Raw genomic sequence first — 26,056 nt, 5'->3', positions numbered from 1 at the left:
CCGGCGAAATTTCATGTTCCCAGCCCGATCGCGGGAAGATGCAGTTTCGACCGTTTCACCGCCATCCCTCAACCCCGGATACGGCGAACCGGCTTCCGTGCCAGGCGCGAGCGTCTGGCGACGCTTCCCGCACGTCACACTTCCCTTGATATCGCCGGGCATCTTCGCTGGCGGGCTGTTCTCCGCGCTGATCTCGCTCGACAATCCCGGTGTCTCGTACTTCTTCGGCAATGCCAACACGACGACACTGCCAGTCGTCATGCTGTCGTACCTGCTTGCAGTCGAGAAAATCTATGGCTTGCGATCGATGAACGGTTGATCGCGCAATCGTGGCGAACACTGGCCACCGGACCGTTGCAGTTGTGTGCTGACCACGCTTGATCCAGTCTGCCCCAGCGCATGACCGATGACACGCGGGAATCGGGTTGTAATATCCTGCTAAAGAGGTCATCCGCGAGCGGCTTTGGGCAACCCCAATCGACCTCGACGGAGCCCATGGGGGAACAGCATGAGGGGCTTCCTTCTGGCATTGGCTTGCGCGTGTGTGCTGTCGGCCGCCGCGGCGCAGGATTTATTGCCTGGCGCTGCGCCCGGAGCCCCGGTCGCCGCGACGGACTTCCTGGCCCTGGCCAATCGAGTGGTCGACGCCGCTTCGCGACCCGCTGCACCCTGGAAGGGGCCACGCAACGGGCCACCTGCGCAATCTGGAAAACACATCGCGGTCGTCGCCGAGGATTTGCGCAACGGCGGCATCCTCGGTGTGGTCGATGGTGTGTGCTGGAGGCGGCCAAGGTGATCGGCTGGCGACGGCAGCGAGTCCGCCTTCCTGCGCATCCGCACCGGCACGTTCCAGACCGGCACCGTGGCCGAACCCCTGAATCTGCACGGCTGGCAACTGGTCGACGAAATGAACCGACTTTTCGCGGGCGCTGGCGTCACGGGTTACGTGACTCCGGTGCATCTCGTGACGGCGGACAACGTCGCCGCGGACGGCGGCGATCGTCTACTCTACGACCCTGACAACGGCTATCGCGACATTTATCGTCAGATCTGGCAACGACCGTGAAACTGCCTTTCCCACAATCGCTTACCGCTCAATTTGCGCTCGTTGTTTCGTGCCTGGCCGCGCTGGTGGTCGTCGTCGGAGCCACGACGATTTACTCGTTGACCGGTTCGGCCCACTCGATCCGTCAGCTGGCCGAAGAACGGCTCACGCGCCTCGCGGATGCGCAGGATCTCGTACAGCACACGCTGACGATCGAACGCCTCGCATTGCAGTTGTCTCGCGACGATACGATCGATACCGTGCGCGAGACCCATCGGCATGTGCTCGAACAGCTGGCATCCTTCGACCGCCTGGTTGACCGCCTGGCCTCCGCGGCCGCAAGCGACGACCCAGGGGTCGACCCGCTGACGCTTTACCGGTCGAGCCAACGCTTTCGCAACATCGTCAACATCGAGGCGCAGGTGCGCGAGACCGCGCTCGGCCCCCGGGGTGCACCGGCGGATGGGCAGCGGCCGGGCGTGTCGCTGACCAGCCTCGACAGGGATCTGCACGGCGCGGCCGAGGCTCTGGCCGTCGCGGCGCAACGGCAGTCCGATTATTTGACGCGCGACTACCGCGAAGCAGTCCAGGATCTGGCCGGTCGCGCAGATCGCACACGCAAATGGGTGGCGGGTGGAGTCGCGGTGAGCCTGCTGCTCACCTGGCTAATCGCCCGCGAATTCCTCGGGCGCCATGTCGTGGCGCGCCTGCGCCGCGTCAGTCACTTTCTGCGGCACGGCGATGCCGGGAGCACGCAAGCCGGAGTCCCCGTGCACGGCGGCGACGAGATTGCCGATATGGCGCGCGCAGTCGAGCAGTTCCTTGAAGACCGGCGCCAGCGCCGCCAGGCCGAGGATGCGTTGAAGGAGCTCAACGCCGGACTCGAGGCGCGCGTCGCACAGCGCACGGCCGAACTCAGTACGGCGCTTGCGGGTCAGGCGGCCGAGATCGCCGAACGTCAGCACGCCGAAGATGCCGTCCGGGAAAGCGAGAACTTTCTTAACAGCATCGTCGAAAACATCCCGGACACGATCTTCGTCAAGGAGGCCGCGACCTTGCGCTTCGTGCGCTGCAACAAGGCGGCGGAGCAACTTCTCGGCTACCGGCGCGAGGAGCTCCTCGGCCGGTCCGTCCACGATCTGTTTCCCGCGGAGGAGGCTGAATTCTTCGCGCTCAAGGATCGGGCCGTGCTGGAGTCGCATCACATGATCGACATACCGGAAGAGCCGCTTCATACGCGACATGGCGTGCGCCTGGTGCACACGATGAAGATCCCGATCGCCGATGTGCGCGGCGTGCCGCAGTTCCTGCTCGGCATCTCACGCGACATCACGGAGCACAAGCATGCCGAAGCGGAATTGCGGCGCTATCGCGAGCACCTCGAAGACATGATCCGCGAACGGACAGCGGAACTCGCCGTGGCCAAGGAACATGCAGATACGGCCAACCAGGCAAAAAGTGACTTTCTCGCGCACATGAGCCACGAACTGCGTACGCCGCTGAACGCGATTCTTGGTTACGCGCAGATCCTCACACGCGACACGACTCTCGATCAACGCCAGATCGACGGACTCGCAGTCATCCAGCGCAGCGGCGAACACCTGCTGATGCTCATCGACGACATCCTGGATATAGCCAAGATCGAAGCTGGACGGATGGAACTCAATCTTTCCGATGTTCCGCTCGAACAGTTCGTCTACTTTGTCGCCGAGACGATGCGGGTCAAGGCAACGGAAAAGGGCCTGGCCTTCGATTGCGAGATGCCGCCCGATCTGCCCGCGGCTGTCCGGGTGGACGAAATACGGCTGCGTCAGGCGCTGCTCAACCTGCTTTCCAATGCGATCAGATTTACCGAGCAGGGGAGCGTGCATCTGAGCGTCGCTTTTATGCCGCCCGCGCGACTATGTTTCAAAGTGCAGGACACCGGCATTGGGATAGATGAAGGGCGCCTGGAGGAAATCTTCAGGCCTTTCGAGCAAGTGAGCGACGGCCGGCACCGCTTTGGCGGCACGGGGCTCGGGCTCGCCATCAGCCGGCAACTCGTACGCCTGATGGGCGGCGAGATCCATATCGAGAGTCGCCGCGATATTGGCAGCGTCTTCTCGATCGAGCTGGATGTCCAGGTGGTGGCGCCCCCGGCGGCTGTCGCCGCGTCCGGACGGGTCGTGAGCGGCTACAAGGGGCCGCGCAAGGCTATCCTGGTCGCGGATGACGTGGCGGAGAACCGTGCCGTGATGGTCGATATGCTGGGGCCGCTCGGATTCGACATGGCGGAGGCTGGCAACGGATCCGAAGCTCTGGAGAAAACCCGCTCCCTGCATCCTGCGCTTGTCCTGATGGATGTGGTCATGCCCGGGATGGACGGGCTCGAAGCCACGCGTCGCCTGCGCCAGATGCCCGAGTTCCGGGATCTGCCCATCGTCGCAGTCTCCGCAAGCGCCTCGGGGACCGATGCGGCGCAAAGTCTCGCGGCCGGCGCAAACGCTTTTCTTGCCAAACCGATCGATTTCGGCCGGCTATTGTCCCAGGTCGCGTCGCTCCTGAATGTCGAGTGGATCGACGAAGCGACCAAGGCGCAAGTCACTGGCGCGGACCACACGGCTGTACCCGCTGCCGCTCCTTTTACCGCGCCCTTGATGGCACCGCCGCAGGGCGAGATCGAAGCGCTGCACTACCTGGCCCGACTCGGCGACATGCGTGCCATCGTGCAACACGCCCGACACTTGAGCGAGCTCGACGAGCGCTATCGACCCTTCGCAGACCATCTTTGCCGGTTGGCGAAGGCTTACCGGTCCAAGGCGATCCTCAGCTTCGTCGAGCAATATCTGGAAAGGAGGCTGCTGCAGTGATTCGCGCCTCAGAACGCGAACCGCATCATCCTTCGTTTTCTACTCGACGATCATTCCGTGCCGGATCGCGTACCGGATCACCTCGGCGTTGTTGGAAAGCCCGAGTTTCTGCATCAACCGCATCTTGTGTGTGCTGATCGTTTTCGCGCTGAGGGCACATGCCTGGGCAATTTCATTGATGCTCCTGCCTGCCGCGAGCATCTGCAGGACCTGGAATTCGCGGTCCGACAGTACTTCATGCGGCGGCACGTCGCCGCGCTGTGTATCGAACACCATCGCATCGACGAGCTTCGGATCGATGAAACGGCCGCCGTCCGCGAGCTTGCGGATTGCCGCGAGCAGCACCTCCGGGTCACTGTCCTTGGTCAGATATCCCGTTGCTCCCGCGCGCAGCGCGCGAGACGCGACCTGAGCCTCGTCGTGAATGCTCAGCACCAGCACCGGCAACGAAGGATGTTCCGCCCGTATCCTGCGGATCAGAGCGACGCCGCTGATGCCGGGCATCGTCATGTCGAGCAATAGAAGATCGAGCGCGCACGAGCGCAGCTTGTCGATCACTTCCGCTCCTTGCGCCGCTTCCGCCGCAACGACGATATCGCTCGTGGTCGCGATGATCTGTCTGAGTCCGCCACGGACTATCGCATGATCGTCCGCAATGAGTATCCTGATCATGTTCGAGCTCCGCCATCGAGCGGAATATGAATCGAAACCATGGTGCCCGCGCCCGGCGAGCTGTCGATCGAAAGCGATCCGCCGATCAGCCGCGCGCGCTCGTTCATGCCGAGCAGGCCATATGAATAGTCGCGACTCACCACTTGCTGATCGAAGCCGCGTCCGTCGTCACGCACATGCAGCAAGAGCTGTGCAGCCGTCGAAACAAGCGTCACCTCGACACGTGTGGCGGCGGCATGACGCGCGACGTTCGTCAGCGAAGCCTGTGCAATGCGGAACAGGGCCGTCGCATGGGCGTCGGACAGCGCGGGTTCGCCGCCTTCGATGCGCAATTCACACGCAATCGCATTGCGGCGGTTGAACTCGTCGACAAGCCATTCGAGCGCAGACACGATGCCGAAGTTAAGCGCCGCGGGCCGCAGGTGGCTCGCGACATTGCGCACCATCGAGATCGTGCCTTCGACCAGTTGGCGCATATCGTCGGCTTTTTTTGTCGCTTCCGCGTCGTGCGCGATGCGCATTTTGAGCAGAGACACGTCCATCTTGAGCGCGGTCAGCAATTGCCCCAGCTCGTCGTGAATTTCCATCGCAATGCGCTTTCTCTCCTCCTCGCGAATCGCCTCCATGTACGCGGACAGTTCGCGCTGCTGCTCGCGCGATTCGACGAGTTCCTGCTCCATCTGCTTGCGCCCCGTAATGTCATTCAGGCCCACATAGATCGCGGGAGAATCGTCGTAAGTCGCGACGCGCGCCGTCGCCATCGCCCAGAACCGGGTACCGTCCTGGCGCCGGAACTGTACCTCCGTGTTGCGCAAGCCGCCCTTGGTCCGCAGATGTTCGATCAGACGCTCGCGCTCGCCCCGCTCGGCGTAGAAATCCGCGATATTGGCGGACAAGCCTTCGTCCATGCCGAAGAGTTCGCGCAACGGCTGGTTCGTGTACAGGATGTGCCCATCCGGCATCGAGGTGATGCACAGCGGCACCGGACTCGTTTCGACAATCGCGCGAAAGCGAGCCTCGCTTGCCTGCAGGCGCGCGTCCGCGCGCCGCCGCTCGTCGATCTGCGCCCGCAAGTTGGCGTTGGCGCGCGCCAGCTCTTCGGTGCGCAATGCGACACGTCGCTCCAGATCGTCGCGCGCTTGCGATAGCGCGGCCTCCGTTTCCTTGCGCACGGCGACTTCCGCCAGCAGTTGCCGGTTCTGCGCGAGAACCTGCTTGTGCATCACCCGAAGCTCGAGGTGCACGCCAACGCGCGCGACCATCTCATCGACGCGCAATGGCTTGGTCACATAATCGACGCCGCCCACCAGAAAGCCTTCGACGCGGTCCTCGTTGTCCATCAGCGAGGTCATGAATATGACGGGGATATCGCGCGTGCGCTCATCGCGCTTGAGGCGCCGACAGGTCTCGAAGCCGTCGATGCCCGGCATCTTCACGTCGAGCAGGATCACATCGGGCTGCGAGAAGGCTGCGCGCTCCAACGCCTCGATACCGTCGAGCGCCACCAGCACGCGAACGCCGCGCGCCTCGAGACTGTCGACAACCACGCCAAGATTCCCCGGCGTATCGTCGACGATCAGAATCGTGCCCGTATACGCGACCGGAGCGGCGAGATGGCTCATGATGCGGTGTTCCCTTCGAGATACCGCTCAGCGGGTTGCAGGATTCCGCTCCACCATGCGTCGAAAATGTCGAGCGCCCATATATCCCCGCGAGTGCCGCCGTTGTAGTTGTCCTATTCTGCACTCGATGCGGGCGCCTGGTCCATCACGCCCGCTCCGGGTTTCAAACGTCCGATGAAACGGCGCGCCCAGTGGCCTCACAGCCGCCGCTTACGTGCCTGGAAGCAGTTGCGCGCCTGGCCGGCGTTGCCGTTCGCTAGTGCGGCACCTCGGCCGCCACCGCGATCAGTCGGACCGTGCGCGGCAAGGTCAGTTCGTCGATGAGGTCGGCCACCTCGCACAGCGCGCGAAAGTCATACTCGTCGATCTGGTCCGCGTGATTGCGCCGCAACTCGCGCATGGTTTCGCCCAGGCGCCTGAGCGCGTTGGTCGTGCTGTCTATCAATGGCCAGCAGTGCATCAAATACGCAAGCGATGTCACGCTGCGCGTCTCGCACCAGGTGTCGAACAGTCGCAGACATATCGCGTCGATTTGCTCGATGACGTTTTCCCGCTCCGATAGATAGCCGATCATGTTGCATCAATTCGACATTGCATTTCGATGGCTCATCATCTACGAGCAGAATGTGTGTCGCATTCAGCGCAAGCTGGAAAATCAGGGTGTGACTTCCTGATTCGCGTGTCAGGAAATCCTTAGTGCCATTCATGGCGAAAGCCCCCCAGATGGGTAAGAACCCTTAAATGCCGTTCTACATGCTCTTCCGGTTCAGGAAGTCCTGACGGCTGAAACCAGCGATTCCTGAAACGACATTCCGGCCGGCGCCGATTGGACGCACGCACCGATCGCCATAGCATCGAATCATCGTGCATCGCGGGGAAAATCATGGCGGGGAACACATCGCTGCGTTCTCAGGTCGAAAAACTCGTTGGCCCGACGGGGCTCCGAGGGGCGCGCATGCGTCTGCTGAACCGCTCGCGCTCGGGTGGAACATGCCGGGTGTGCATTCGAATCGATCTGCCGACCGGGGCGTTTTCACTCTTCTTCTTTCGCCATGCCGACGGCACATGGCACGTGTTTCCGCCGGGCCAGCGCCGTCCGGAAATGGGGATAGGCCGCATGGCGGCCTGATCGTTCAGCCAGCCGGGGAAACGCACATGCACGACGATGCTTCGAACACACTGCCGCAGGACGTGATAGAACTGCGCGCGTGGCTCAACGACTGGTACGACCATGCATTCGCCGTAGGCTACGTCCATCCGCCCTTCACGCTCGATGAAGCGACAGCCGACCGGCTCGAAGGCTACTTCAAGGCGGGCCTGACGCCGGCCGAAGGCGCAATTCTGTTCTTTGGCGTCGTGCATTGAGAGACGAGCGATGAAGGCGAAAGACGGTGAAGTCAATCAATGAAACATCACATTGTCGGGCGTTATCGCGGATTCGTCATCGAAGCGCACATGGAGCCGCGGACGGCCCGTTTGTCCGATGGAATCGCGCTGACATATCGCGTCACGTGGTCGTTGCGTAGAAGGACACGAAAACAGCACGTCACCGGTGACTTAGCCGATGCCGTTACCTACGAGTCGGAAAGTGTTGCTCTCACGTGCGTCGATCGCAAGGCTCGCGCTCTCATCGATGCCATGCTAGCGAATCTGGAAGCGTTAAAAACCGTGGGGCTGTAACCCTGATGCCTGGAAGGCCCGCGCCTCGCGCAGCATCACGCGGACTCGAACGGGCATGCAAGAAAAACGGCTCGACTAGCCGCAGACATCCCTGCCGAGATACGCAGCGACCGCGCTTGTTACGGCGAAGCCAGGCAATTCCTCCGGCGACGCCAGATGCGCGGCGACGATCTCGCGATTATCGAGCCGCAGTTCGGGTAGGCAATCGAGGCGCAGTTCGAAGAAATGCACCCGGTCTCTTCGCCCGTCCCACATGCCGGCGGCGCTGCCTGCCGGCAGTAAGGGGTGAGACGCAAGTCCGATCTCCTCTTCCATCTCGCGCAGCGCCGCAGCAGCAGGTGTCTCACCGGCCCGGATACTGCCGCCCGGGAACCCCCATTCGGCGCGGTACGACGACTTCAGCAGCAACAGCGACCGACCGACGTAGATTGCTACTAACGCGCCCTCATGGCGAGGGCGTCGAAGGCGCCACCACGCGCGGGCCAGCGGAAATCCGAGGCGAAGCGCCATGCGCCAAACAGAGTCGATCAGCGCAGCCACCCGGGCGCGCTCAACGCTCGGCATGAGGTTTATCCTTTCCTTTCATTGTCAACGGAGCTTCCGATTCGCCAGCACACCCCCCATTTCGCTGCCGGCCGCCGCCGGTCCCACGGCGGGCGACCAGCCTCGTCCCGGCTTCAGATATCGCCGATCGAGAGTGGCAATTGCGGTTCGCTGACGCCCCCGGCGTTGATGAGCCTGACGTAGGTCACATATCTCGACTCAGCGAGCGTCTGAACAGCAGCCAAACTTCCGGGAAGCGGCGAAAGGCTTCGCGAACCGGGCGTGAATCGCTGCGCCTTTAACACGGAGACGATCGGTCAGGTGATGTTCACGCCTGGATACAGTTGTGGAGTTCGAATGGTCGCGCGATTTCGCAACGAACTCGCTCATTTCTATTCCCATCAAAGCTGTTGCGGGGACTGGGCGGCGACCTCCTCGAGTCGCCGCCGCTTGTGCTTATGGCAATGTGATCTGACGGGTGAATTCGGCTGTCACGTTGGGACCTGTGGCAATGCCGAATACCGGGTACACGGTCGTGGGCCCGCTAGCAGTCAGGCCCATGTAATCGCCGAGGAAATGGCCACGCGCCACGGGAGCGTTAAGTATGTTGAACGAGTCTGTGGTCAGGCGCTGCTCTTTGTCTTTGCTCCAGTTGGCGGGTTTCGTGCACGCGGTGGAGGGAGTGCAGAAGACCGCGAAATAGTCGGTGCCCTCGAAGCCGGCAGGTGTGTTCGTGTCGTGACGAAAATCGTAGTAGGTCACCACGATCGTCTTGCCATCGCCCGACGCCACCACCGCAGGGATGAAGGCCTGCTGTCGGCACGGGTTCGCGGCATTCGCCGGCGTCTGGTTGATCATCACCGGCGTCGACCAGGTGGCCCCGCCGTTATCCGACTCGCTGAAGACGATCCCGTCGATCGGGATTTTCCCAGTGGGCGTGGTGCACATGGCTGTCGAAAAGCGATCGTCCTGCCAGGCGAGATAGATTGCCCCCGTGACTGGATTCACAGCGACACTGTAGAGAATGGCGGCATCGCGTACCGCCTGGCCGGTGTCCGGAGTGACCACTCCGGAGTTATTAAAAACCTGAATATCGTTGGCGAACGCCGGCCCGCTCCAGCTCGCTCCCTTATCCGTGGACTTGATATAGCCGATGCTGAGACCCGACGGTGTGACATTGATCCCGGTGAAGAAATCGAGCAGGGTCCCATCAGGCAACACCTGCACGATGTTGTCGATCGTCTGTTTGTTCGTGCCCGGCTGGTAGATCGGGGCGGCCGTGCTCCAGGTCACACCATTGTCAGTGGATCGCGAGAAGAAGCTCGGGCCGGTAAAATTGAACTTGAAGACCGGGGCACCGCCCGCCGTAGCGTTGCGCAAATTGCGCGCGATTACGACACCATCGTTTTCCGCGAGCAACTGGGCGCCGTCCTTGGTGGGCGGGAAAACGCTCAGCTGATCCCACACCGCATACACGTAACCGTTCGCGGTCGGATCGGCCGTGAGCGAGTTCTTGTCATTTAGCACGTGCGGCGAGTTGTTGCGGACCAGCGTCACGGGAGCCTGCCAGCTCGCGCCGTGGTCGACTGAGCGGCTGACCAGCAAGCCGCTATTGCGCGCCCCAAACGGAGTCGTCGGCTTCATCGGGTCCAACACCAACGAGAAGAAGAACGCGGTTCCGTCTTGCGCGAAGTCTACCCACGGATCGGAGGCGCGACGAAATTTGCCCCCGGTGCAATCGGTAACGCCGGATGGGATCGTATTGGTCCATGTGCTGCCCGCATCGGTGGAGACGACGCCGACGAGTCCGCGTGAGCCACCGTCGTCCCAGCGGTCCTGCTGATGGCCGACGAGTAGGCGGGACGGGTTGGTCGGATCGGCCGCCACCCATGGCTCAATCGACGTGGCCGGAAACAGCACGCTCCCGAATGCGGACTCCTGTGCGTTAAGCTGGTCCGCAGTGCATCCGCTGAATGGATCGCCCGCGGCCACCGTGACGAGCGGGCCGACCACTTGCGCCTCGGCACCTGGGACGATCGCGCACGTAAGCGCGATGACGCTGCCACCTGCAAAGCCGCGGGAAGCAGAACGGGATAGCCGTCTGAAAATCGATGTCATGTCATGCCTCGCGAAAAGGGTAATACGCTTGCGCATTGGCGGGCATCCGTCACCGGCACCCATGTGAAAACCGATTGTTCTTGCTACCGCCCCTCGAGAGTTGCATCGATGCACGTCCGATGCCCAACCATGGAGACACACTAGGACGCGGGCGCCGGGTTTGTGTGAAAATTTCCTGACGGATGCTATTTGGGAGGCCCCATCCTTATTTATATTGATGTGGTATGGGGCTTGCAGAAGGACGATGGAAGCATGTATGCGCTTGTAGAAGCAGCATGACGCCTCAAATCAGATTCGATGGCACAACTGCCGCCGACCAGGTTCATGGCAGGAAGGAGGTCACTGCATTGGCGCCCTGGTTTTAGATGACCGGGCCGGACGACATTGACGAGGTGAACTGGCGAGATGTGTCTGACCGGAACGAGCGCCGCAAGGCGGTACTATCGGCGCACGGCGCGTGCCTCGATCCGGGTCCGGCTTCGCCGTTATCAGGTTGGGGAACCCGCAGAGCTTTCGAGCCTGTTTAGAGGCCCGGCAGTCCACGTGTGCGCGATACTTCGAAGAGTCGCAGATGAAATGGCCATTGAGATGGATCGGCGCGATCATGGCAGCCTTCGCGGCCGCTGTCCTGCTTGCTCTACCGCTGCCTGAGTCCGTCGACCTGACGACGAAGATTGTCACCGTGATCTTGATCGAGCAACCGGATTTGGTCGTTTTCGATTACGTGACGACACCGGCGCACTGGCCCGATTGGCACCCGTCTTCACTATCGGTAAGGGGGGCGACCGACCACCCGTTGAGCGTTGGCGAACAGGTCGTGGAAGAATTTCGCGTGGCGGGTCGGCGGGGAAGCGTCGTGTGGACGGTTGCGGTGCGGGACCGTCCGCGCAAATGGGTCATCGTCGGCACGATAGATGGCAAGTCCGCCGGCGTGGTGAGCTACTCCCTGAGGCCCGTAGCGTCCGGGACGCGATTTGAGCGTGAGTTCGTGTACCGCTCCCCGTCACTATGGTTTGCAGCGGTGAATGTCTTGTTCGTGCGCGCGCGAATCCAGCAGGAGTCCGAAGAGGCAGTCGCGCGGCTGAAGAAAACGTTGGAAACGATGCCGTAGACCGGAGTGCACCGGCAATCGGATGGCTCGCCCGCTTCCCGACATGGCAGACGCAGCGCTGGTGCATCGATGGCTTGCCAACAGGTTGGCGGATGGCATGGAAAGGGACGAAAGACAGCCCGCGGGCCTTGCAGCGCCGAGCCGACGCAGGACTGTCTCGTGGTCGAAGTAGACCTTTTCGCAGACCCGATCGGCGCCGTCGAAGACGTGAATCAATGCGCTCTGTACTTCCATCGGCTTGCTCGTATCGCGGTTTGTGGAACGTGGCTAATGCGGCCTTGACGTCATGGCGGACGGCTTCCGCTTCGATGTGATCGTTGACACCCATTAGCGGGCCCGGTGTCAAGTGAGCAAACAAGACCCTCGACTGCCTGAGCGGCCGATTTCGATTGCACTGGCGGATTCAACCGGTCGATGCAACGCAATGAACGCCGGATGAGCGGCTCACGGTGCAAAGGAAAACATGAGCCGACCTACGAGTAGGCGATGGACCTGCTCATGGCCGCGGACTTCGATGTGAAGCTAGTCAGGAAGATTGGCAAGCAATTGGTCGCGCTGGCCAAACGTATCGTTGCAGCTCGCTCCGACCGGTCGGCAAGTTACGATCCACATACGTTTTCGCCCCGGCGCCCGCGTACGAGAGAAAGAGCAGCTTCATCATCGGTTGTGAGCAGGTTTGCTCCCACGAGCTTTTCCCTACACACGGCTTTAGCCAGGCTCTGACCTCGCTTCTGCATGAGCCATCGGATAGGCCACACCCGCGCGGTCTGATCCGCGGACGCAGTTACCACCCGCTGGCCGTCCGGGCTGAAGGTGGCGGAGCTTACCGGTCCCTGGTGCCCGCGGAGCTGCGCGATCACCTGGCCAGTCGCCATGTCCCACACCCGAGCGGTCCTGTCCGCGGACGCGGTCACCACGCGCTGGCCGTCCGGGCTGAAGGCGGCGGAGAAAACCGGTCCCTGATGTCCGGTGAGCTTCGCGATCACCTCGCCGGTCGCCGCGTCCCACACCCGCGCGGTCCCGTCCGCGGACGCGGTCACCACGCGCTGGCCGTCCGGGCTGAAGGCGGCAGAGAAAACCGATCCCTGATGCCCACCGAGCTGGGCGATCTGTTTGCCGGTGGCCGCGTCCCACACCCGCGCGGTCCCGTCCGCGGACGCGGTCACCACGCGCCGATCGTCCGGGCTGAAGGCGGCGGAATGAACCCGATCCTGGTGCCCGCTGAGCTGCGCGATCTGTTTGCCCGTGCTCGCGTCCCACACCCGCGCGGTCCCGTCCCGGGACGCGGTCACCACCCGCTGGCCGTCCGGGCTGTAGGCGATCGAATCAACCGGGCCCTGATGCCCGCTGAGGAGCAAGATCTGTTTGCCGGTGGCTGCGTCCCACACCCGCGCGGTCCCATCCCAGGACACGGTCACCACCCGCTGGCTGTCCGGGCTGAAGGCGGCGAAGCAAACCCATCCCTGATGCCCGCCGAGCTGAGCGACCTGTTTGCCCGTAGCCGCGTCCCACACTCGCGCGGTCCCGTCCCGGGACGCGGTCACCACCCGTTGGCCGTCCGGGCCGTAGGCGACAGAATCAACCGGGCCCTGATGCCCGCTGAGGAGCAAGATCTGTTTGCCGGTGGCCGCGTCCCACACCCGCGCGGTCCTATCACGGGACGCGGTCACCACCCGCTGGCCGTCCGGGCTGAAGGCGGCGGAAATAACTGAGCCTTGATGCCCTCTGAGCAGCAAGATGCCCATCGCCGCGTCCCATGCGCGCGCGGTCCTATCACGGGACGCAGTCACTACCCGCTCACCGTCCGGGCTGAAGGCGGCGGAATTCACCGGCCCCTCGTGTCCGGTGAGCTGCACGATCACCTGGCCGGTCGCCGCATCCCACACTCGCGCCGTCTTGTCATCGGACACGGTCACCACGCGCTGGCCGTCCGGGCTGAAGGCGGCGGCGCTCACCGGTCCGCGATGCCCAGTGAGCTGCACGATCGCCTGGCCGGTCGCCGCGTTCCACACCCGCGCGGTGTTGTCATCGGACGCTGTCGCCACGCGCTGGCCGTCCGGGCTGAAGACCGCGGAGAAAACCGGTCCCCGATGCCCGGTGAGCTGCGCGATCACCTGGCCGGTCGCCGCATCCCACACCCGCGCCGTCTTGTCATCGGACGCTGTCACCACGCGCCGGCCGTCCGGGCTGAAGACCGCGGAGCTTACCGGTTCCCGATGCCCGGTGAGCTGTGCGATCACGTGGCCGGTCGCCGCATTCCACACCCGCGCGGTCCTGTCCGCGGACGCGGTCACCACGCGCCGGCCGTCCGGGCTGAAGGCGGCGGAGAAAACCGGTTTCTGATGCCCGCTGAGCTGCGCAATCTGTTTGCCCGTAGCCGCGTCCCACACCCGCGCGGTCCTGTCCGCGGACGCAGTCACCACGCGCCGGCCGTGCGGGCTGAAGGCGGCGGAATAAACCAGATCCTGATGCCCGCTGAGCTGCGCAATCTGTTTGCCCGTAGCCGCGTCCCATACCCGCGCGGTCCTGTCCGCGGACGCAGTCACCACCCGCCGGCCGTCCGGGCTGAAGGCGGCAGAATAGACCAGATTCTGATGGCCACTGAGCTGCGCAATCTGTTTACCCGTGGCCAGGTCCCACACCCGCGCTGTCCCATCCCAGGACGCGGTCACCACCCGCTTACCGTCCGGGCTGAAGACGGCGGAATCAACCGCATTCTGATGGCCGCCGAGCAACGCAATCTGCACTGATGCTTGCGCGCCACGCATAAGCTCAAGCTCTGCTTCTACCGATCCCGGGGAGAGCCAACCGTTGCCCATCCCCAGCATCGCGAAGCGCATTGCGCGGTCATAAATTCCCGCGTCGTTCGCCGTCGTCGCGGCCGACGCCAACGCAAGGGAAGTCTGGCGTGCGACCGTCCGAGTCTGGTGAATGATCCACCCGGAAGTCACAATTAGAATGAATACGATTGCGCCAATCAGTACCTGGATGCGTCGCTGCGCGCCCTGTCCGTGCCCGCTCTTGCTTGACATGGGCTTGATCCTCAACGATTTGTTGCAACTGCGACTTGCGCTCCGCGCGTGCAACCTCCTTGCGCCCGCAGCAAGTCCATCGATAGGAAAGGTCGTCCGCGCCGAGCCGAAAGCAATTCGCACATGGCCAATTCGCAAAGAAATCGCTCGCCACACACCGTTGCCCAGACGTCTGAGGGCTCCCGGTCGCATCGTCTCACGCCACACCACGCACTCGATTCCAGGAAACAGCACATCAGTGCGCACCAGTGTCCGCTGACAAGGGAGCAAGCTGCCGTTGATGTAGCGTCGGCACCAATGACCGGAGTGGGTGGCGGATTCAACCGGTGAATGCAACACTCCCACTGCACACGCAGCTTTCAGTGTGTTGCATCGACCGGTTGAATCCGCCGTCGATCCCGGCCTCTCGTTGCCACGGCGAAAAGCACGCCGCTCGCTCAACATACGCAATCACCGATCCAGGCACGACGCCGATAGCCACGTCGGTCCCGCCGATGCCCGGCCTTTCTGGCCTAAGATATTTCAAAGGAGCATCCGTGCGAGGGGCATGATGAAAGCACTTATCGTTGCTGCGACATTGGCGGCTGGCTGTTCCATCACCTATGCGCAGAATTACCCGCAGGGAGCGGTGGCTGACCAAAGCATGGGGGCCTATAGAGCGCAATTGGAAGCGCAGAAGCAACAGATCGAACTCCAGAACGAACAACTCCAATTACTGAAACAACAGCGCGACCTGGATTTGCTGAGGCAGCAGCGCGAACTGAATTCGCTGAGACAACAGCGCCAATTTGACTTGCTCAGACAGAAGCGCTAGATCGCTGTGAGGCGCGGCACACGCCTCAATATCCGGCTGAGGCGACTCCCGGCCATGAGGCGTCAATCGCGTGCATCGTTGCTGGGACATTCAGACGTCGGCTCCGCTCAGTAAGCGGCCGGTCCGCTCGCGACTATGAACAATGCCAGGCAGAACATTCGAGCACTCGGAGCTGCACGAGCTTGAGCCGAAGTCGGATTGCGTTCAGTCCGCACGGACATAGGCGAAGATGATGTCGCTGTACGGCTCTTTGAGGGTCGCGACGGCACACGCGTCGTTGTGACTGTTCCCTCGCTGATATGACTCCCAGTGTCAATCTGGATCGGTTTTCACCATTTACTCCATGGTCAAAGCAAATTTCCTGAAGGCGGCGTAGCAGTAAAACTCGACGGTGGATCACGCTGACTGAGGTTGACCCGGTTCGACGGACGGATTTGCAGCCTGCGATTTGATGCGATCTAACCTCCGTTGAGTGTTGAGTCGCGGGTTGTCCACGGGCGGGCGGCGGGTCGCCTCTCACGACCATGACGCTGCCCGCCGGTGGACAACCCGCAAGGCGATACGGTTTGCCTTTTAACGTTGAGGTTTTCGAATTCAAGCGGCGAACGATAGCCAATGCCGCTGTGTAAGCGGCGTACGTTGTACCAGCCCTCCAGGAACCAGAAGATGCGTTGCCGGGCCTGTTCACGAGTCGCAAAGAGTTCTCGCGAGAGTAGCTCCGCTTCAAGCGTGCCGAAGAACGATTCGCACATCGCGTTGTCGTACGCGTCGCCGGCCGTCCCCATCGACGGTTGCACACCGGCTTCGCGGCAGCGCCGTCCGAATGCAATAGAGGTGTATTGGCATCCCTGGTCCGAATGTAGAATTACGCCCTCGTGGCGTCGCTGCAGCAACGCCATATCGAGTGCGCGCAGCATCAGTTCGGTGTACAGATGGCTTGACATCGCCCAGCCTACAATTCGGCGACTGAACACGTCGAGGACTACGGCCAGATACAGAAACCCCTCGCCAGTCGGGATGTAGGTGGCGTCCGCCACCCACAGCATGTTTGTCGCCTCCGCGCAGAAGTGCCGACGCACCAGATCCGGAGCGCGCCGAGCCCCCGCGCGTTGCCGCGTGGTGTGTGGCCAGCGCCGCCGGCTCGCACCATGCAGGCCGGCCAGGTGCATCAGACGTGCGACCCGCTTGCATCCCACATGCACGCCTTCCCACGCGAGCTGCGCATGGATACGTGGCGCCCCATATGTGCCGCGTGAATTCGCATGCAGCGTGCGGATGCGCTCGAGCAGTTGCGCATCGCTACACGAGCGTTTCGATGGCTCACGCACCAGCCATGCGTAGTAGCCGCTCGCGGAGACCCTGAGCAGCCGTGCCATCGTGGCAATGGGCCACCTGGCCCGGTTCGCTCTCATGAATCCGTACCGCCCTTCGGCGGAACGGCTCCCGTCTCCCTCGCGAACCAGGCCGCGGCCTGCGAGAGAATGTCCCTTTCCATCTTCAGTTGCCGGTTCTCGCGACGCAACCGTGTGAGTTCCTGCCGCTCGGCCGTGGTCAGCCCGTCGTGACGCACACCCGCATCGCGATCGGCCTGCGCGACCCAGTTGTTGATCGTCTGTTCGGTCGGCTCGAACTCGCGCGCCAGATCCTCAGGCGTTCTTCCGGCCTTAACCAGCTCGACCATGTGAGCCCGGAATTCCACAGGGTATGGGGTACGATGCCTGCCCATTTTCGACACCTCCTGATCAAAAGCATAGGTGTCCGTTTTCGCGGGTCAACTTCAGACATTCGCGGGTTGGTTGCCGCATTACAGAGGTCCGTCTCATGAGCCTGCCGCTTCCTTACTACGCAAGTCGACTGATGCCGTTGCCAAACGTGGTCGCGGGTTACTCGAATACCGGGCTGCGCCGCCTTCAGGAAACTCTTGATACTGGTTGGTCTTTTTACGTACAGCCCTTTGTTCATGCGGATTGCGCGCTTGGCGGTAAAGCCAGCGTCATTCCCAATCGGCCGACGTCCCAGATGAAGCCCGCCAGCTCGCGTGCAATTGCGATGATGGCCACGTGCGCGGTCTTCCCTCTGGCGACGAGCTTGCGATATCGCCTGCACAGTCTTAGTTGCGCGTCCCAGGCACGGTCGATTATCGGCTTGGGTAGCCCTTCATGCCGGCGCTGGATGTCAATGCTCACGCGGGCAGGATGGCGGTAACTCCAGGCGGATTCGACCAATAGCTTGCGCGCATAACTGTTGCCTGTTTTGGTAATGCTTCCTTGGCGTCGCTTTCCGCCTGAGGAGTGCTCAGAAGGCGTCACGCCGAGCCACGCCATCAGCTGTCGCGGATGCTCGAAGCGCGACAGGTCACCCAGCTCGGAGACCAGGCCGATCGCCGACGTGAAGTTAATCCCGCGCATAGCCTGCAACGCGAGTACGACCGGGTAAAACCGCCAGCTGGTGACAGATTCACGCAATGCCAGTTCCAGCCTTTCACATTGCGCGAGCCGGTCTTCGATCGTGCGCCGGTGTTCATTGAACGCCAGTTGTTGCCATGCGCTGTCGAACGAGAACGTACTTATCCAGCGTCGGTGGGTGGGCCCCCAGTTGGGGTGACCAAGGTAACGAACGCCGTGGGCAAGCAGAAACGATTTGAGCCTGCAGCGTGCGGCCTTCAGATCTTCCCTGGCAGCTGACCAGGCGCGTGCCAGGTCTCGGAACGCTTCGTCTTCAACCGATGGCACATGTACGGCCGAGAGGTCGCCGGCGCGTAGCGAACGCACTAGCTTGATCGCGTCGCGACGGTCTGTTTTGACGCGATCTCCCGGTTTCCGTGGAATGAGTGACGGTGCGCAGACCATGCAGTCGAAGCCTTTATCGATCAGCCTCCTGTACAACCCATATCCGCAGGGCCCCGCTTCATAGACAAAGCAGATGTGCCGCGCCTTTGTTTGCAACTTCTTGCACAACCGGTCGATATCAATATGCATGGCGCCGACCTTGCCAAACAGTTCAACTTCGCTCATGCCGATCGCGTACGCAACCGTGATCGAATCCTTATGGACATCCAGTCCTACGTACAACGTGCTATCGTTTTCCACGCTGGCCTCCGTGTCGGAACAGACCGTTGAGCGGTGGCTCCGTCCCCACTCAATGCGGCTCTGGCAGCAATGCTAACCCGCGCTTAATTCCCCTCGGCGGCCAGCCTTGCCGAACGGGAGTCATACTGACTTACTTAACCGTGATCTGGAGCCTCAAGTGCGCGGCGAGCAAGATGGGAAGCCTCCTTCGTCATTCCGGCATACCCGCTTTGCGAAGTCCATCATAGAAGCGCTCGCGCTGCGCGAGGAATACCGCGTTTTTTGAATGCTCGATGGTCTTCAAACCGCTAATCGTGTGAATTTCGATGAGTTGTTTGTATCGTTCCAGATTCTCATGCGCTTTTTCATCGCGTCCGTGGAGCGCGTCGATGGCGGCCATCCACAGGTACGCGAACCCTACCCGAGGGTTTGCCGTAACCATCTTCTCCAATTCCGCGTAGGCCTGATCGTCGTTTCCAAGGTGGAATTGGGCGATTCCTGCGATCAGATGTGCCGACGCCGCCCGGAATTGATCCTTCGGACCCAGGCGAAGGGCCATATCGACATGTTGCTGCGCTTCTTCAGCGTGCCCGAGTTCGATTCTGATTAATCCAATCCGCACATGAGCGAACACAAAACTCGGATTCAGGGCCAGGCAGGTCTCGAACGCGTCTTGAGCGGCGTCCAATTGGCCGAGTAGGTATAGCACTTTGCCTTGCGCCACATGCGCGTACGGATTGTCCCCGTCGAGAGCCAGCGCTCTGTCAGCCGCATCTTTAGCTTCGCGAAGCTGATCCTGCGGGTAAGGGACATGCCCGTAGAAGATTACGTCCGACAAGGCGAGGCTCAGTCCGGCCCACGCCGAAGCCGACTTCGGAGCTGTTGTCAGTGCTTCACGAAACTCGCGCAAGGCAGTCTCAAACTCCGACCGCGCCGAAGCCCGCCGCAGCGTCGCGAAGCCTCGCATGGTATGTTCGATCGCCTCCCGTGGCTCCGGGCCAGCTGTCCCCCAGCCGCCGATGACGTCCTTGGTCCGAATGTCGAGGGCATACGCGACGCGCGGTCCCACATCGCGTCGCCAGTTCCATTGCGTCTCATTCGGGTACACGAGCGTGTCGGCCCACAGCACGGCACCGGATTCTGCAGACACCAAGCGAACAGCAATACGGACTTCGCCCCCCGAGCGCCATACACTTCCAGTCACGACGAAGGGGACCTGAAGTTCCTGGGCTGCGCGGTGCGCATCTGACGCTGTGTCGCGATACATCTGTGTCGAGTTCTGAGCGATGACTAGCGTATCTGGCAAACGCGACACATCGGCGATTACGTCGGCCGTGATGCCGTCGGCAAAGTAAGCTTGAGATGCATCGCCGCTCAAATTTGTAAACGGCAGCACGGCAATTGTTCGACGGGTCGCCGCGATGTCATTGGCGCGATGTCCCACTGTCGCTTCCCGCGTCCGCCACCATGCCCAGACACCGCCACCTGCGAACGCTGTCAAGCTGCTTGCTAGCACCAATACGAACCGTCGTCGGTTGATGCCGACCGGTGCCGAAGACGGAGAGGGCGTGACGGCCGGCGGTGCAACCGGGTACGATTCACTTACGCCCGTTTCATCAGGTGCCGTGGGTTCCACGGGTGCAAGCTCGAGCATGTAACCGCGACGGGGCACCGTCCGAATCACCTTCTGGCGTTGATCGCCCAGCGCCGCGCGCAGTTCACTGACGCACTGTACCAATGAGTCATCGGTCACAATGACGTCACGCCACACGGACTGGATAATCTCGTCTCTGGCTAGGAGACGACCAGGATGTTTCGCCAGGTATGTCAATAGTGCAAACGTCTTGGGGCGGAGCGGCACCGCCCGCCCGTCGACACGCAATTCGCCCCGGTCGATGTCGACCTCGAATCCCGGGTAGCGCAACACGCCCGGCACCACCGCCCTGTCGGTGGCCAACATCGTTGCCACGTTCGCGGGAATTTCGGCATTCATTCGTCATCGTCGCGCGACCCGACGCCCCACTGGCTGCTATGTGCCCATCAATATTAGGTCGCCGTGCGACGGTTGGCACACGAGATTGATCTCGATCCCCGCCGGGAACTGAGAGGAACGACCAATCCGAACCGAGCGCGCCGTGAAACGCGGCCGCCACCTGGTCAACAGTGGTGATGGGCGGCGATCGGGAGGCTGACGTACAGCATGAGGTTTTGCGCTCATTGGCCGCCCACGTCGTTTGATTGCGGCAATAACCGGCCCGCCGCCGGCATCGCGGCGGCACTGTTTGCAGCATGACTGCGGCAGTTCCGTCGGCATTCGCGCATGCCGAACCGATAGCAGCCATACACCCCTTGGCAAAGGACAGTAGAACTGCCGTTCCGTGAGATTCTCGTCTGCGCATTCGGCCAGTTGTCGAATGACCTCGGGGCGAGACATCGCGTCGTCAGGCGTCGGCTCATTGAGTGCCGCCCATTATTCATCGATGATGGCAATCGCCAGTGGGCGACGACTCGCCCGCGAATGGTGGAAAGCGATCGCCAAGGCGTAAGCTTCCTCGAGCGTAGACCGGTACTCGTCCGATATGGCAGCGCTCGTCAGGTGGGACTCTGTCTTAACAGGCACCTTTCGAGGCGCGAAATGCCGCAGTGAACCACTGGATCTGTGCGACCTCCATATTTGGCCGCGACTGCCGACGCCCGTATCGATCCCCGTACCCTGGTAACCGCGAACCGATTCGCGTCGTATTCCTGACGCTTACGCACCTCATCACTGTCGCGCGCGTCGGCCGCTGTGTCGGCCTCAACGACGATGTACTCGCCGGACCTGAACCATACCACCCATAGTGGCGGGGTATTATCGAGTTTATGACGCTCATCCGTCGACGGCGTGCGTCCAGCACAGCCGCCGAGCCGATCATGAATGAAAGCAGCCTCTTGTTGAATGAAAACATGGATGATTCTCCCGATGGCGAAGGTCAAAGCGGCATAAGCACGTAGCCTTGCGTTTCGAGCGTCGTCACGGTCGTCAGAGCGGACAGCGCCAACGTGACGTCGGGCGCGACCCAGCCGTAGTCGAAATGATGCTCGGCCACTGCTTGCCCGCACACGGCGACCGTCACACCGGCCTTTTTCAGCTCGGCGATCAGCGGCAGGTTCGGGTTGGCAACCCCGTACGCGGCGCGATAGTGCGCATCGTCGAGCACGAGCGGGGTCGCTGCGCCGGAGGCCACCGCGACGAACTTCAGATGTGACACTGGCACGCCGGCTGCCGCATACAGATTGACGGTGCGCGCAACGCGGTCGAGCCCCGGATCGACCGCGTCCGGCGTTTTCGCGGCCTGAGTGAGCGAGAACACGATCTTGTATGTGTGGTCTGGCTGAGGTTTGAACGCGGCATTGGGCAGGAAGTGCACCCGACCGTAGTTCTCGATCGTTGGTGTCGTCCAGTAACCGTCTGGCACCCTTTCCTGCGCCTGCGTCGTACCCGACATAGCCGCGACGCCGATCAGCGTGGCGGCTGCAAAACCCTTTATGATCTTCATCTTCGTTCCTAAAAAAAATTGCACGAGCGGCAGTACGCTCACGATGCGAACGCGCGCTCGACGATGTAGCACCCGGGCGCCGACTGGCTGGCGTTTTCGAGGCCGAATCCTTCGAGCAACGCGCGTGTCCGTCTAATCGGCGATCGCATAGTTATTTCCTCGGACAGTAGCGAAGATCTTGAGCGGCGCGCGACGCTCGTTGGCTAGACCAGCGTAGGTCGCGGGGCGCGGTGCCACACGATCGTATGCCGAACGAATGCCGAAAACGCTCCGAAAGTTGGCTCCGCGACGGTACGGAGCAGATCTCGCGTTCGCAGCGTCACGTACTTGTCTCGGCACGGCGGCGTCTTGTCCAACGTTAGGCAGAGTGAATTGCGGAAACTCGCCGAAACGTGCAGCGACGGAACCATCAGCAGCGCCGCCGCTGGCGTGTTCCACCAGCCGAGATGTGAAGTAGATGTCGACCGCGGGGAGCTGCGTGGCTTCGACGATGGGACTGATAGGCGGCCGCGAAATCGCCGTTGAGTTCGCCGCTGATACCGACGTGGATCTGGGATGCTCGTAACTTCAACGACGAAGGCGCGCTTGTACTGCTACGCAGAAACTTTCGCCATCGTCGAGATGGGTTTCAAGATCCAGATGCTCGGTCGCCTTCGCAGTGAGGGTTCCCGGCTCCGTGGGGAGAATGGGCCTCACGAGCGCATGAATGACTCATGGACCTTGGAGGCTGCCGTTCACGTTACACGGCTCCAACGGCCGGAGAGGGTCGACACTCGACGATGGCGCCGCCATCGAACAGGCTGCGGCGGATGGTCGGTTGAACCGGCTCGTAGTCCGCAACCCAGCGGGACCCGATACCCCTTACATTTCGCTTCTTTTCCCCGGTGATCTGCTGGGTCGCCTCGAAACACTGTGGCCCAGGCAATCCGCAATCTTCGACGACACCTCTGGTGAGGGATGAACTCTTCGTCGTTTGCGCTTGATCAGGCGCCGAACAGATCGAGTCGCGCGGGCGCTTTGGTCAGGGAGTAGAAAAAGCACCCGCTACTTAAGGTCTTCGGAAGGAAATGCGGTGAGGAAATCAAAGTCGCACCCGGCGGCGGCAGAGAGCACGTGATCGTGATAAAGACGCTGGTAACCGCGCGCATATCTCCCTTCCGCCGGACGAATCTCAGCGGCACGACGCGCCAGCTCGACCTCGTCGACCAGTAGATCGATCCGCTTGTCCCGCGCCGAGAGCCGGATCCGATCACCGTTGCGCACCAGCGCCAGCGAGCCACCGAGCGCCGCTTCTGGCGTCACGTGAAGCACGATGGTCCCGTACGCCGTGCCCGACATGCGCGCATCTGAAATCCTCACCATGTCCTTCACCCCTGCTCGCGCAAGTTTCTGCGGAATCGGCAGATAGCCGGCCTCGGGCATGCCTGAAGCACTGCGCGGCCCCGCGTTCTGCAATACGAGAATGTCGTCCGCGCGAACGTCCAGACCGGGGTCGTCGATGCGCGCGGCCAGATCTTCGAGCGAGGTAAATACCACGGCACGCCCTTCATGTTCGAGCAGTTCGGGAGTAGCGGCGGCGCGCTTCAGGACCGCACCGCCGGGCGCCAGACTACCGTTTAGAACAATCAGCCCGCCCTCGGGACTGACCGGTTTCTCCGTCGAGCGGATCACGGCCGTATCGATCGGATCGGCAAGCGGCCTGTTCAAACGCTCCTCGAGACTCTGCCCGGCGATATCGCGACAAGTCAGATCGAGTTGGGGCATCAGTCCGCGCAGAACGCCCTCCAGCCCGCCGGCTGCATGGAAATCCTCCATGTAGCCGTTGCCTACCGGCTTGAGATCCACGAGTACGGGCGTTTCATCAGACAGCCGGTTGAACTCGTCGTAATCGAACTTCAGTCCGATACGACCAGCAATCGCCGCCAGATGAATCACGGCGTTGGTCGAACCGGAGACCGCGAGCAGCACGCGCAAGGCATTGCGCACCGACGCGGGCGTCACGATCTCGGCCGGTTTCGGTCCGCCATTGAGGGCCATTCGCGCAACCAGCGCTCCGGTTTCTTCGCAATTGCGCAGACGATCCGCGTGCACGGCCGGAATCGCCGCCGAACCGGGCAGCATCATGCCCAGCGTTTCCGCGATCAGCGCCATGGTCGACGCCGTGCCCATGACCGCACACGTTCCCGTCGTGACGGCCAGACGCCCCTCCACTTGCCTGATCTCCTGCGCCGAGACTTTCCCCGCGCGGAAATTCGACCAGAAGCGCCGGCAGTCCGTGCACGCGCCAAGCCGCTCGCCGCGATGTCGCCCGGTCATCATCGGACCGGCCACCACCATGGCGGCGGGCCGCTCCGCGGAGATCGCGCCCATCAACATCGCCGGCACGGTTTTGTCGCATCCGCCGAGCATCACCACCGCATCCATCGGCTGGGCACGAATCATTTCCTCGACGGCCATCGCCATCAGATTGCGATAGACCAGCGAAGTCGGCGAAAGGAAGACCTCGCCAAGCGAAATCACCGGAAACACCACCGGCAATGCGCCAGCCGCGAGCACGCCGCGTTCGACCGCCTTGATCATTTCGGGAAAGTGGCGATGGCAGTTATTGAAACCGCTCTCCGAGGTGCAGATCCCGACGATCGGCTTGTCGAGCGATTCGCCGGTGTAGCCCATCGATTTGGCAAACGACCGGCGCAGATAGCGCGCGAAGTCGTGATCACCGTAGTTCGTCAGGCCATTGTCCAGACCACGCGGTTTTTGATTCATGTCCCATTCCTTACGATCAGGCGATGACGAATGTATTTGGGCGTCAGGTAATCCAGTACGCCGAGGCTGCCGCCCTCGCAGCCAAAGCCCGATTCCTTGACGCCGCCGAAGGGAGCCTCGGCCGTCGCCAACAGCGTTTCATTGATGCCGACCCTGCCCGCCTCGAGCGCTTCTGCGGTCATCGCGGCCAGTGCCGAATCGTGCGTGAAGACGTAGGCTGCCAGACTAAATTCGGTTGCATTGGCGCGCGTAATTACCTCCGCGACGTCATCGAAAGCCGCAATCGGCGCAACGGGTGCAAACGGTTCCTCGCACGTGATTCTCGCGTCGTCGGGAACGTCAACCAGCACGGTCGGTTCGATGAAATGCCCTCGTTCGAGATGGGGCGGCCGTCGGCCACCAGCCAATACTCGCGCACCACGGACGCGGGCATCCTCGATCAGCGACAGTGCGCTCTCCACCGCGCGGGCGCGAATCATCGGACCGAGGGTGGTTTCAGGGTCACGCCCATCCCCTATCCGGAGTTCCCTCGCAACGGCCGCAAACGTCTCCGCGAACGGCGTCAGGAGCGAGCGGTGCACATAGAAACGCGACGGCGAGATACAGACCTGACCACAATTGCGAAACTTGGTCGTTGCCAGCTTTTTCGCGCTTTCAACGGGGTCCGCGTCGGCATGGACGATCACGGGTGCATGTCCGCCCAGCTCCATCGTAACCTTCTTCACATGATCGGCGACTCGAGTGGTCGTATGGCTGGTCAGCCCCGGCCGCGCAACGGCTGCGCTTCCTGCTCGACTTCGGCTACGCGACGGGGCTGCGTGCGAGCGAACTCGTCGGTGCGACGCTCGGACACGACGAGACCAATGCGCGCGCGGGGACCACTGGTTGCGCGTGACAGGCAAGGGTAAGAAGCTCGCGCGCGTCGCGCTGCCGCCGCTTGCGCGGGACGCCCTCGCCCGCATGCGCTGGGGCGCGGTGCGGAACTGACCACCGTGCGGGACAATCTGCGGCACGCGTCTGTATCGACGACGTCGATCTATCTGCACAGTGACGAAGTAAAGCGGGCACGGCAGATGAGCGACGTGTTTGCTCTACGAAAGTGAAGTCGCTTCGATGGAAGCGTGCTATCCCGGTGCCAACCAGACATAACGCAGCGACGGCAAGTCGTCGCGGCCGCCTTTGTAAGCGGGTTTTGGG

The 26,056-nt window shown here is 62.1% G+C and carries 18 protein-coding genes and 3 pseudogenes; 9 read left to right on the top strand and 12 right to left on the bottom strand.

Annotated features, from left to right (window positions below; genetic code table 11):
- Positions 1-13: 13 nt before the first annotated feature.
- The 3 genes and pseudogenes from OKW41_RS19915 to OKW41_RS19905 all read left to right on the top strand — a co-directional run bounded on the left by OKW41_RS19915 (position 14) and on the right by OKW41_RS19905 (position 3,894).
- Positions 14-319 carry an ABC transporter permease gene (locus OKW41_RS19915; protein WP_429573714.1) on the top strand — a complete coding sequence of 102 codons (306 nt, stop codon included), beginning with the start codon at positions 14-16 and terminating at the stop codon, positions 317-319.
- A 477-nt stretch (positions 320-796) separates the two neighbouring features.
- Positions 797-1,066 (top strand): annotated as a pseudogene (locus OKW41_RS19910) (substrate-binding domain-containing protein); the annotation flags it as partial.
- Positions 1,063-3,894, top strand: coding sequence for an ATP-binding protein (locus OKW41_RS19905; protein WP_429573713.1), 2,832 nt, complete (start codon positions 1,063-1,065; stop codon positions 3,892-3,894). The pseudogene OKW41_RS19910 and the gene OKW41_RS19905, both read left to right, overlap by 4 nt.
- A 39-nt stretch (positions 3,895-3,933) precedes the next feature.
- Here the strand turns inward: OKW41_RS19905 and OKW41_RS19900 are convergent, their stop codons facing one another.
- The 3 genes from OKW41_RS19900 to OKW41_RS19890 form a co-directional block, all read right to left on the bottom strand.
- Positions 3,934-4,566, bottom strand: coding sequence for a response regulator (locus tag OKW41_RS19900; RefSeq protein ID WP_429448290.1), 633 nt, complete (start codon positions 4,564-4,566; stop codon positions 3,934-3,936).
- Positions 4,563-6,188 carry a response regulator gene (locus tag OKW41_RS19895; RefSeq protein ID WP_429573712.1) on the bottom strand — a complete coding sequence of 542 codons (1,626 nt, stop codon included), beginning with the start codon at positions 6,186-6,188 and terminating at the stop codon, positions 4,563-4,565. The genes OKW41_RS19900 and OKW41_RS19895 overlap by 4 nt, the downstream gene beginning before the upstream one ends.
- Before the next feature lie 256 nt (positions 6,189-6,444).
- A complete protein-coding gene (locus OKW41_RS19890; RefSeq protein ID WP_429573711.1) occupies positions 6,445-6,762 on the bottom strand; it encodes a hypothetical protein in 318 nt (105 codons plus the stop codon).
- 309 nt (positions 6,763-7,071) lie between these two features.
- Between OKW41_RS19890 and OKW41_RS19885 the strand changes: the two genes are divergently transcribed.
- From OKW41_RS19885 to OKW41_RS19875, 3 genes are read left to right on the top strand one after another with little or no spacing between them, the layout of a single operon-like run.
- Positions 7,072-7,317: a hypothetical protein gene (locus tag OKW41_RS19885; RefSeq protein ID WP_429574347.1), complete on the top strand. Its 246-nt coding sequence runs from the start codon at positions 7,072-7,074 to the stop codon at positions 7,315-7,317.
- A 26-nt stretch (positions 7,318-7,343) separates the two neighbouring features.
- Positions 7,344-7,553: a hypothetical protein gene (locus OKW41_RS19880; RefSeq protein ID WP_090811076.1), complete on the top strand. Its 210-nt coding sequence runs from the start codon at positions 7,344-7,346 to the stop codon at positions 7,551-7,553.
- 39 nt (positions 7,554-7,592) lie between these two features.
- A complete protein-coding gene (locus OKW41_RS19875; RefSeq protein WP_429573710.1) occupies positions 7,593-7,868 on the top strand; it encodes a hypothetical protein in 276 nt (91 codons plus the stop codon).
- Between the two features lie 75 nt (positions 7,869-7,943).
- On the opposite strand, the gene OKW41_RS19870 is transcribed toward OKW41_RS19875, so the two are convergent.
- Both OKW41_RS19870 and OKW41_RS19865 read right to left on the bottom strand, forming a co-directional pair.
- A complete protein-coding gene (locus tag OKW41_RS19870) occupies positions 7,944-8,432 on the bottom strand; it encodes an NUDIX domain-containing protein (RefSeq protein WP_429573709.1) in 489 nt (162 codons plus the stop codon).
- Positions 8,433-8,867: 435 nt separating this feature from the next.
- The gene (locus tag OKW41_RS19865) at positions 8,868-10,565 is read right to left on the bottom strand and encodes a sialidase family protein (protein WP_429573708.1); all 1,698 of its coding nucleotides are present in this window, start codon (positions 10,563-10,565) and stop codon (positions 8,868-8,870) included.
- Positions 10,566-11,100: 535 nt separating this feature from the next.
- Here OKW41_RS19865 and OKW41_RS19860 point away from each other — a divergent pair.
- Positions 11,101-11,640, top strand: coding sequence for an SRPBCC family protein (locus OKW41_RS19860; protein ID WP_429573707.1), 540 nt, complete (start codon positions 11,101-11,103; stop codon positions 11,638-11,640).
- Positions 11,641-12,239: 599 nt separating this feature from the next.
- Here the strand turns inward: OKW41_RS19860 and OKW41_RS19855 are convergent.
- On the bottom strand, positions 12,240-14,672 hold the full coding sequence (locus OKW41_RS19855; RefSeq protein WP_429573706.1) for a WD40 repeat domain-containing protein: 2,433 nt from the start codon (positions 14,670-14,672) through the stop codon (positions 12,240-12,242).
- Between the two features lie 550 nt (positions 14,673-15,222).
- Between OKW41_RS19855 and OKW41_RS19850 the strand changes: the two genes are divergently transcribed.
- Positions 15,223-15,486, top strand: a complete 264-nt coding sequence (locus tag OKW41_RS19850) for a hypothetical protein (RefSeq protein ID WP_429448306.1) — start codon at positions 15,223-15,225, stop codon at positions 15,484-15,486.
- Between the two features lie 587 nt (positions 15,487-16,073).
- Here the strand turns inward: OKW41_RS19850 and OKW41_RS19845 are convergent.
- The 6 genes and pseudogenes from OKW41_RS19845 to OKW41_RS19820 all read right to left on the bottom strand — a co-directional run.
- A pseudogene (locus OKW41_RS19845) lies at positions 16,074-17,212 on the bottom strand (IS3 family transposase); the annotation flags it as partial.
- A gap of 232 nt (positions 17,213-17,444) precedes the next feature.
- Entirely contained in the window at positions 17,445-18,575 is a 1,131-nt protein-coding gene (locus tag OKW41_RS19840) for an IS110 family transposase (RefSeq protein ID WP_429573705.1), read from the bottom strand.
- Between the two features lie 190 nt (positions 18,576-18,765).
- Positions 18,766-20,547, bottom strand: coding sequence for a winged helix-turn-helix domain-containing tetratricopeptide repeat protein (locus tag OKW41_RS19835; protein ID WP_429573704.1), 1,782 nt, complete (start codon positions 20,545-20,547; stop codon positions 18,766-18,768).
- Positions 20,548-21,526: 979 nt separating this feature from the next.
- A complete protein-coding gene (locus OKW41_RS19830) occupies positions 21,527-22,093 on the bottom strand; it encodes a DsrE family protein (RefSeq protein ID WP_429448311.1) in 567 nt (188 codons plus the stop codon).
- 1,044 nt (positions 22,094-23,137) lie between these two features.
- Positions 23,138-24,859 (bottom strand): dihydroxy-acid dehydratase, encoded by a 1,722-nt coding sequence (locus OKW41_RS19825; protein WP_429573703.1) that lies wholly within the window; start codon positions 24,857-24,859, stop codon positions 23,138-23,140.
- On the bottom strand, positions 24,856-25,584 hold the full coding sequence (locus OKW41_RS19820) for an aldehyde dehydrogenase family protein (protein WP_429573702.1): 729 nt from the start codon (positions 25,582-25,584) through the stop codon (positions 24,856-24,858). The genes OKW41_RS19825 and OKW41_RS19820 overlap by 4 nt, the downstream gene beginning before the upstream one ends.
- Before the next feature lie 11 nt (positions 25,585-25,595).
- On the opposite strand from OKW41_RS19820, the pseudogene OKW41_RS19815 reads away from it, so the two are divergent.
- Positions 25,596-25,962 (top strand): annotated as a pseudogene (locus tag OKW41_RS19815) (hypothetical protein); the annotation flags it as partial.
- Between the last annotated feature and the right edge of the window lie 94 nt (positions 25,963-26,056).

It is taken from the genome of Paraburkholderia sp. UCT70 (genome assembly GCF_050434085.1).
In the GTDB taxonomy this organism is placed as follows: Bacteria; Pseudomonadota; Gammaproteobacteria; order Burkholderiales; family Burkholderiaceae; genus Paraburkholderia; species Paraburkholderia tuberum.
This window is presented reverse-complemented; position numbering and strand designations above follow the sequence as displayed.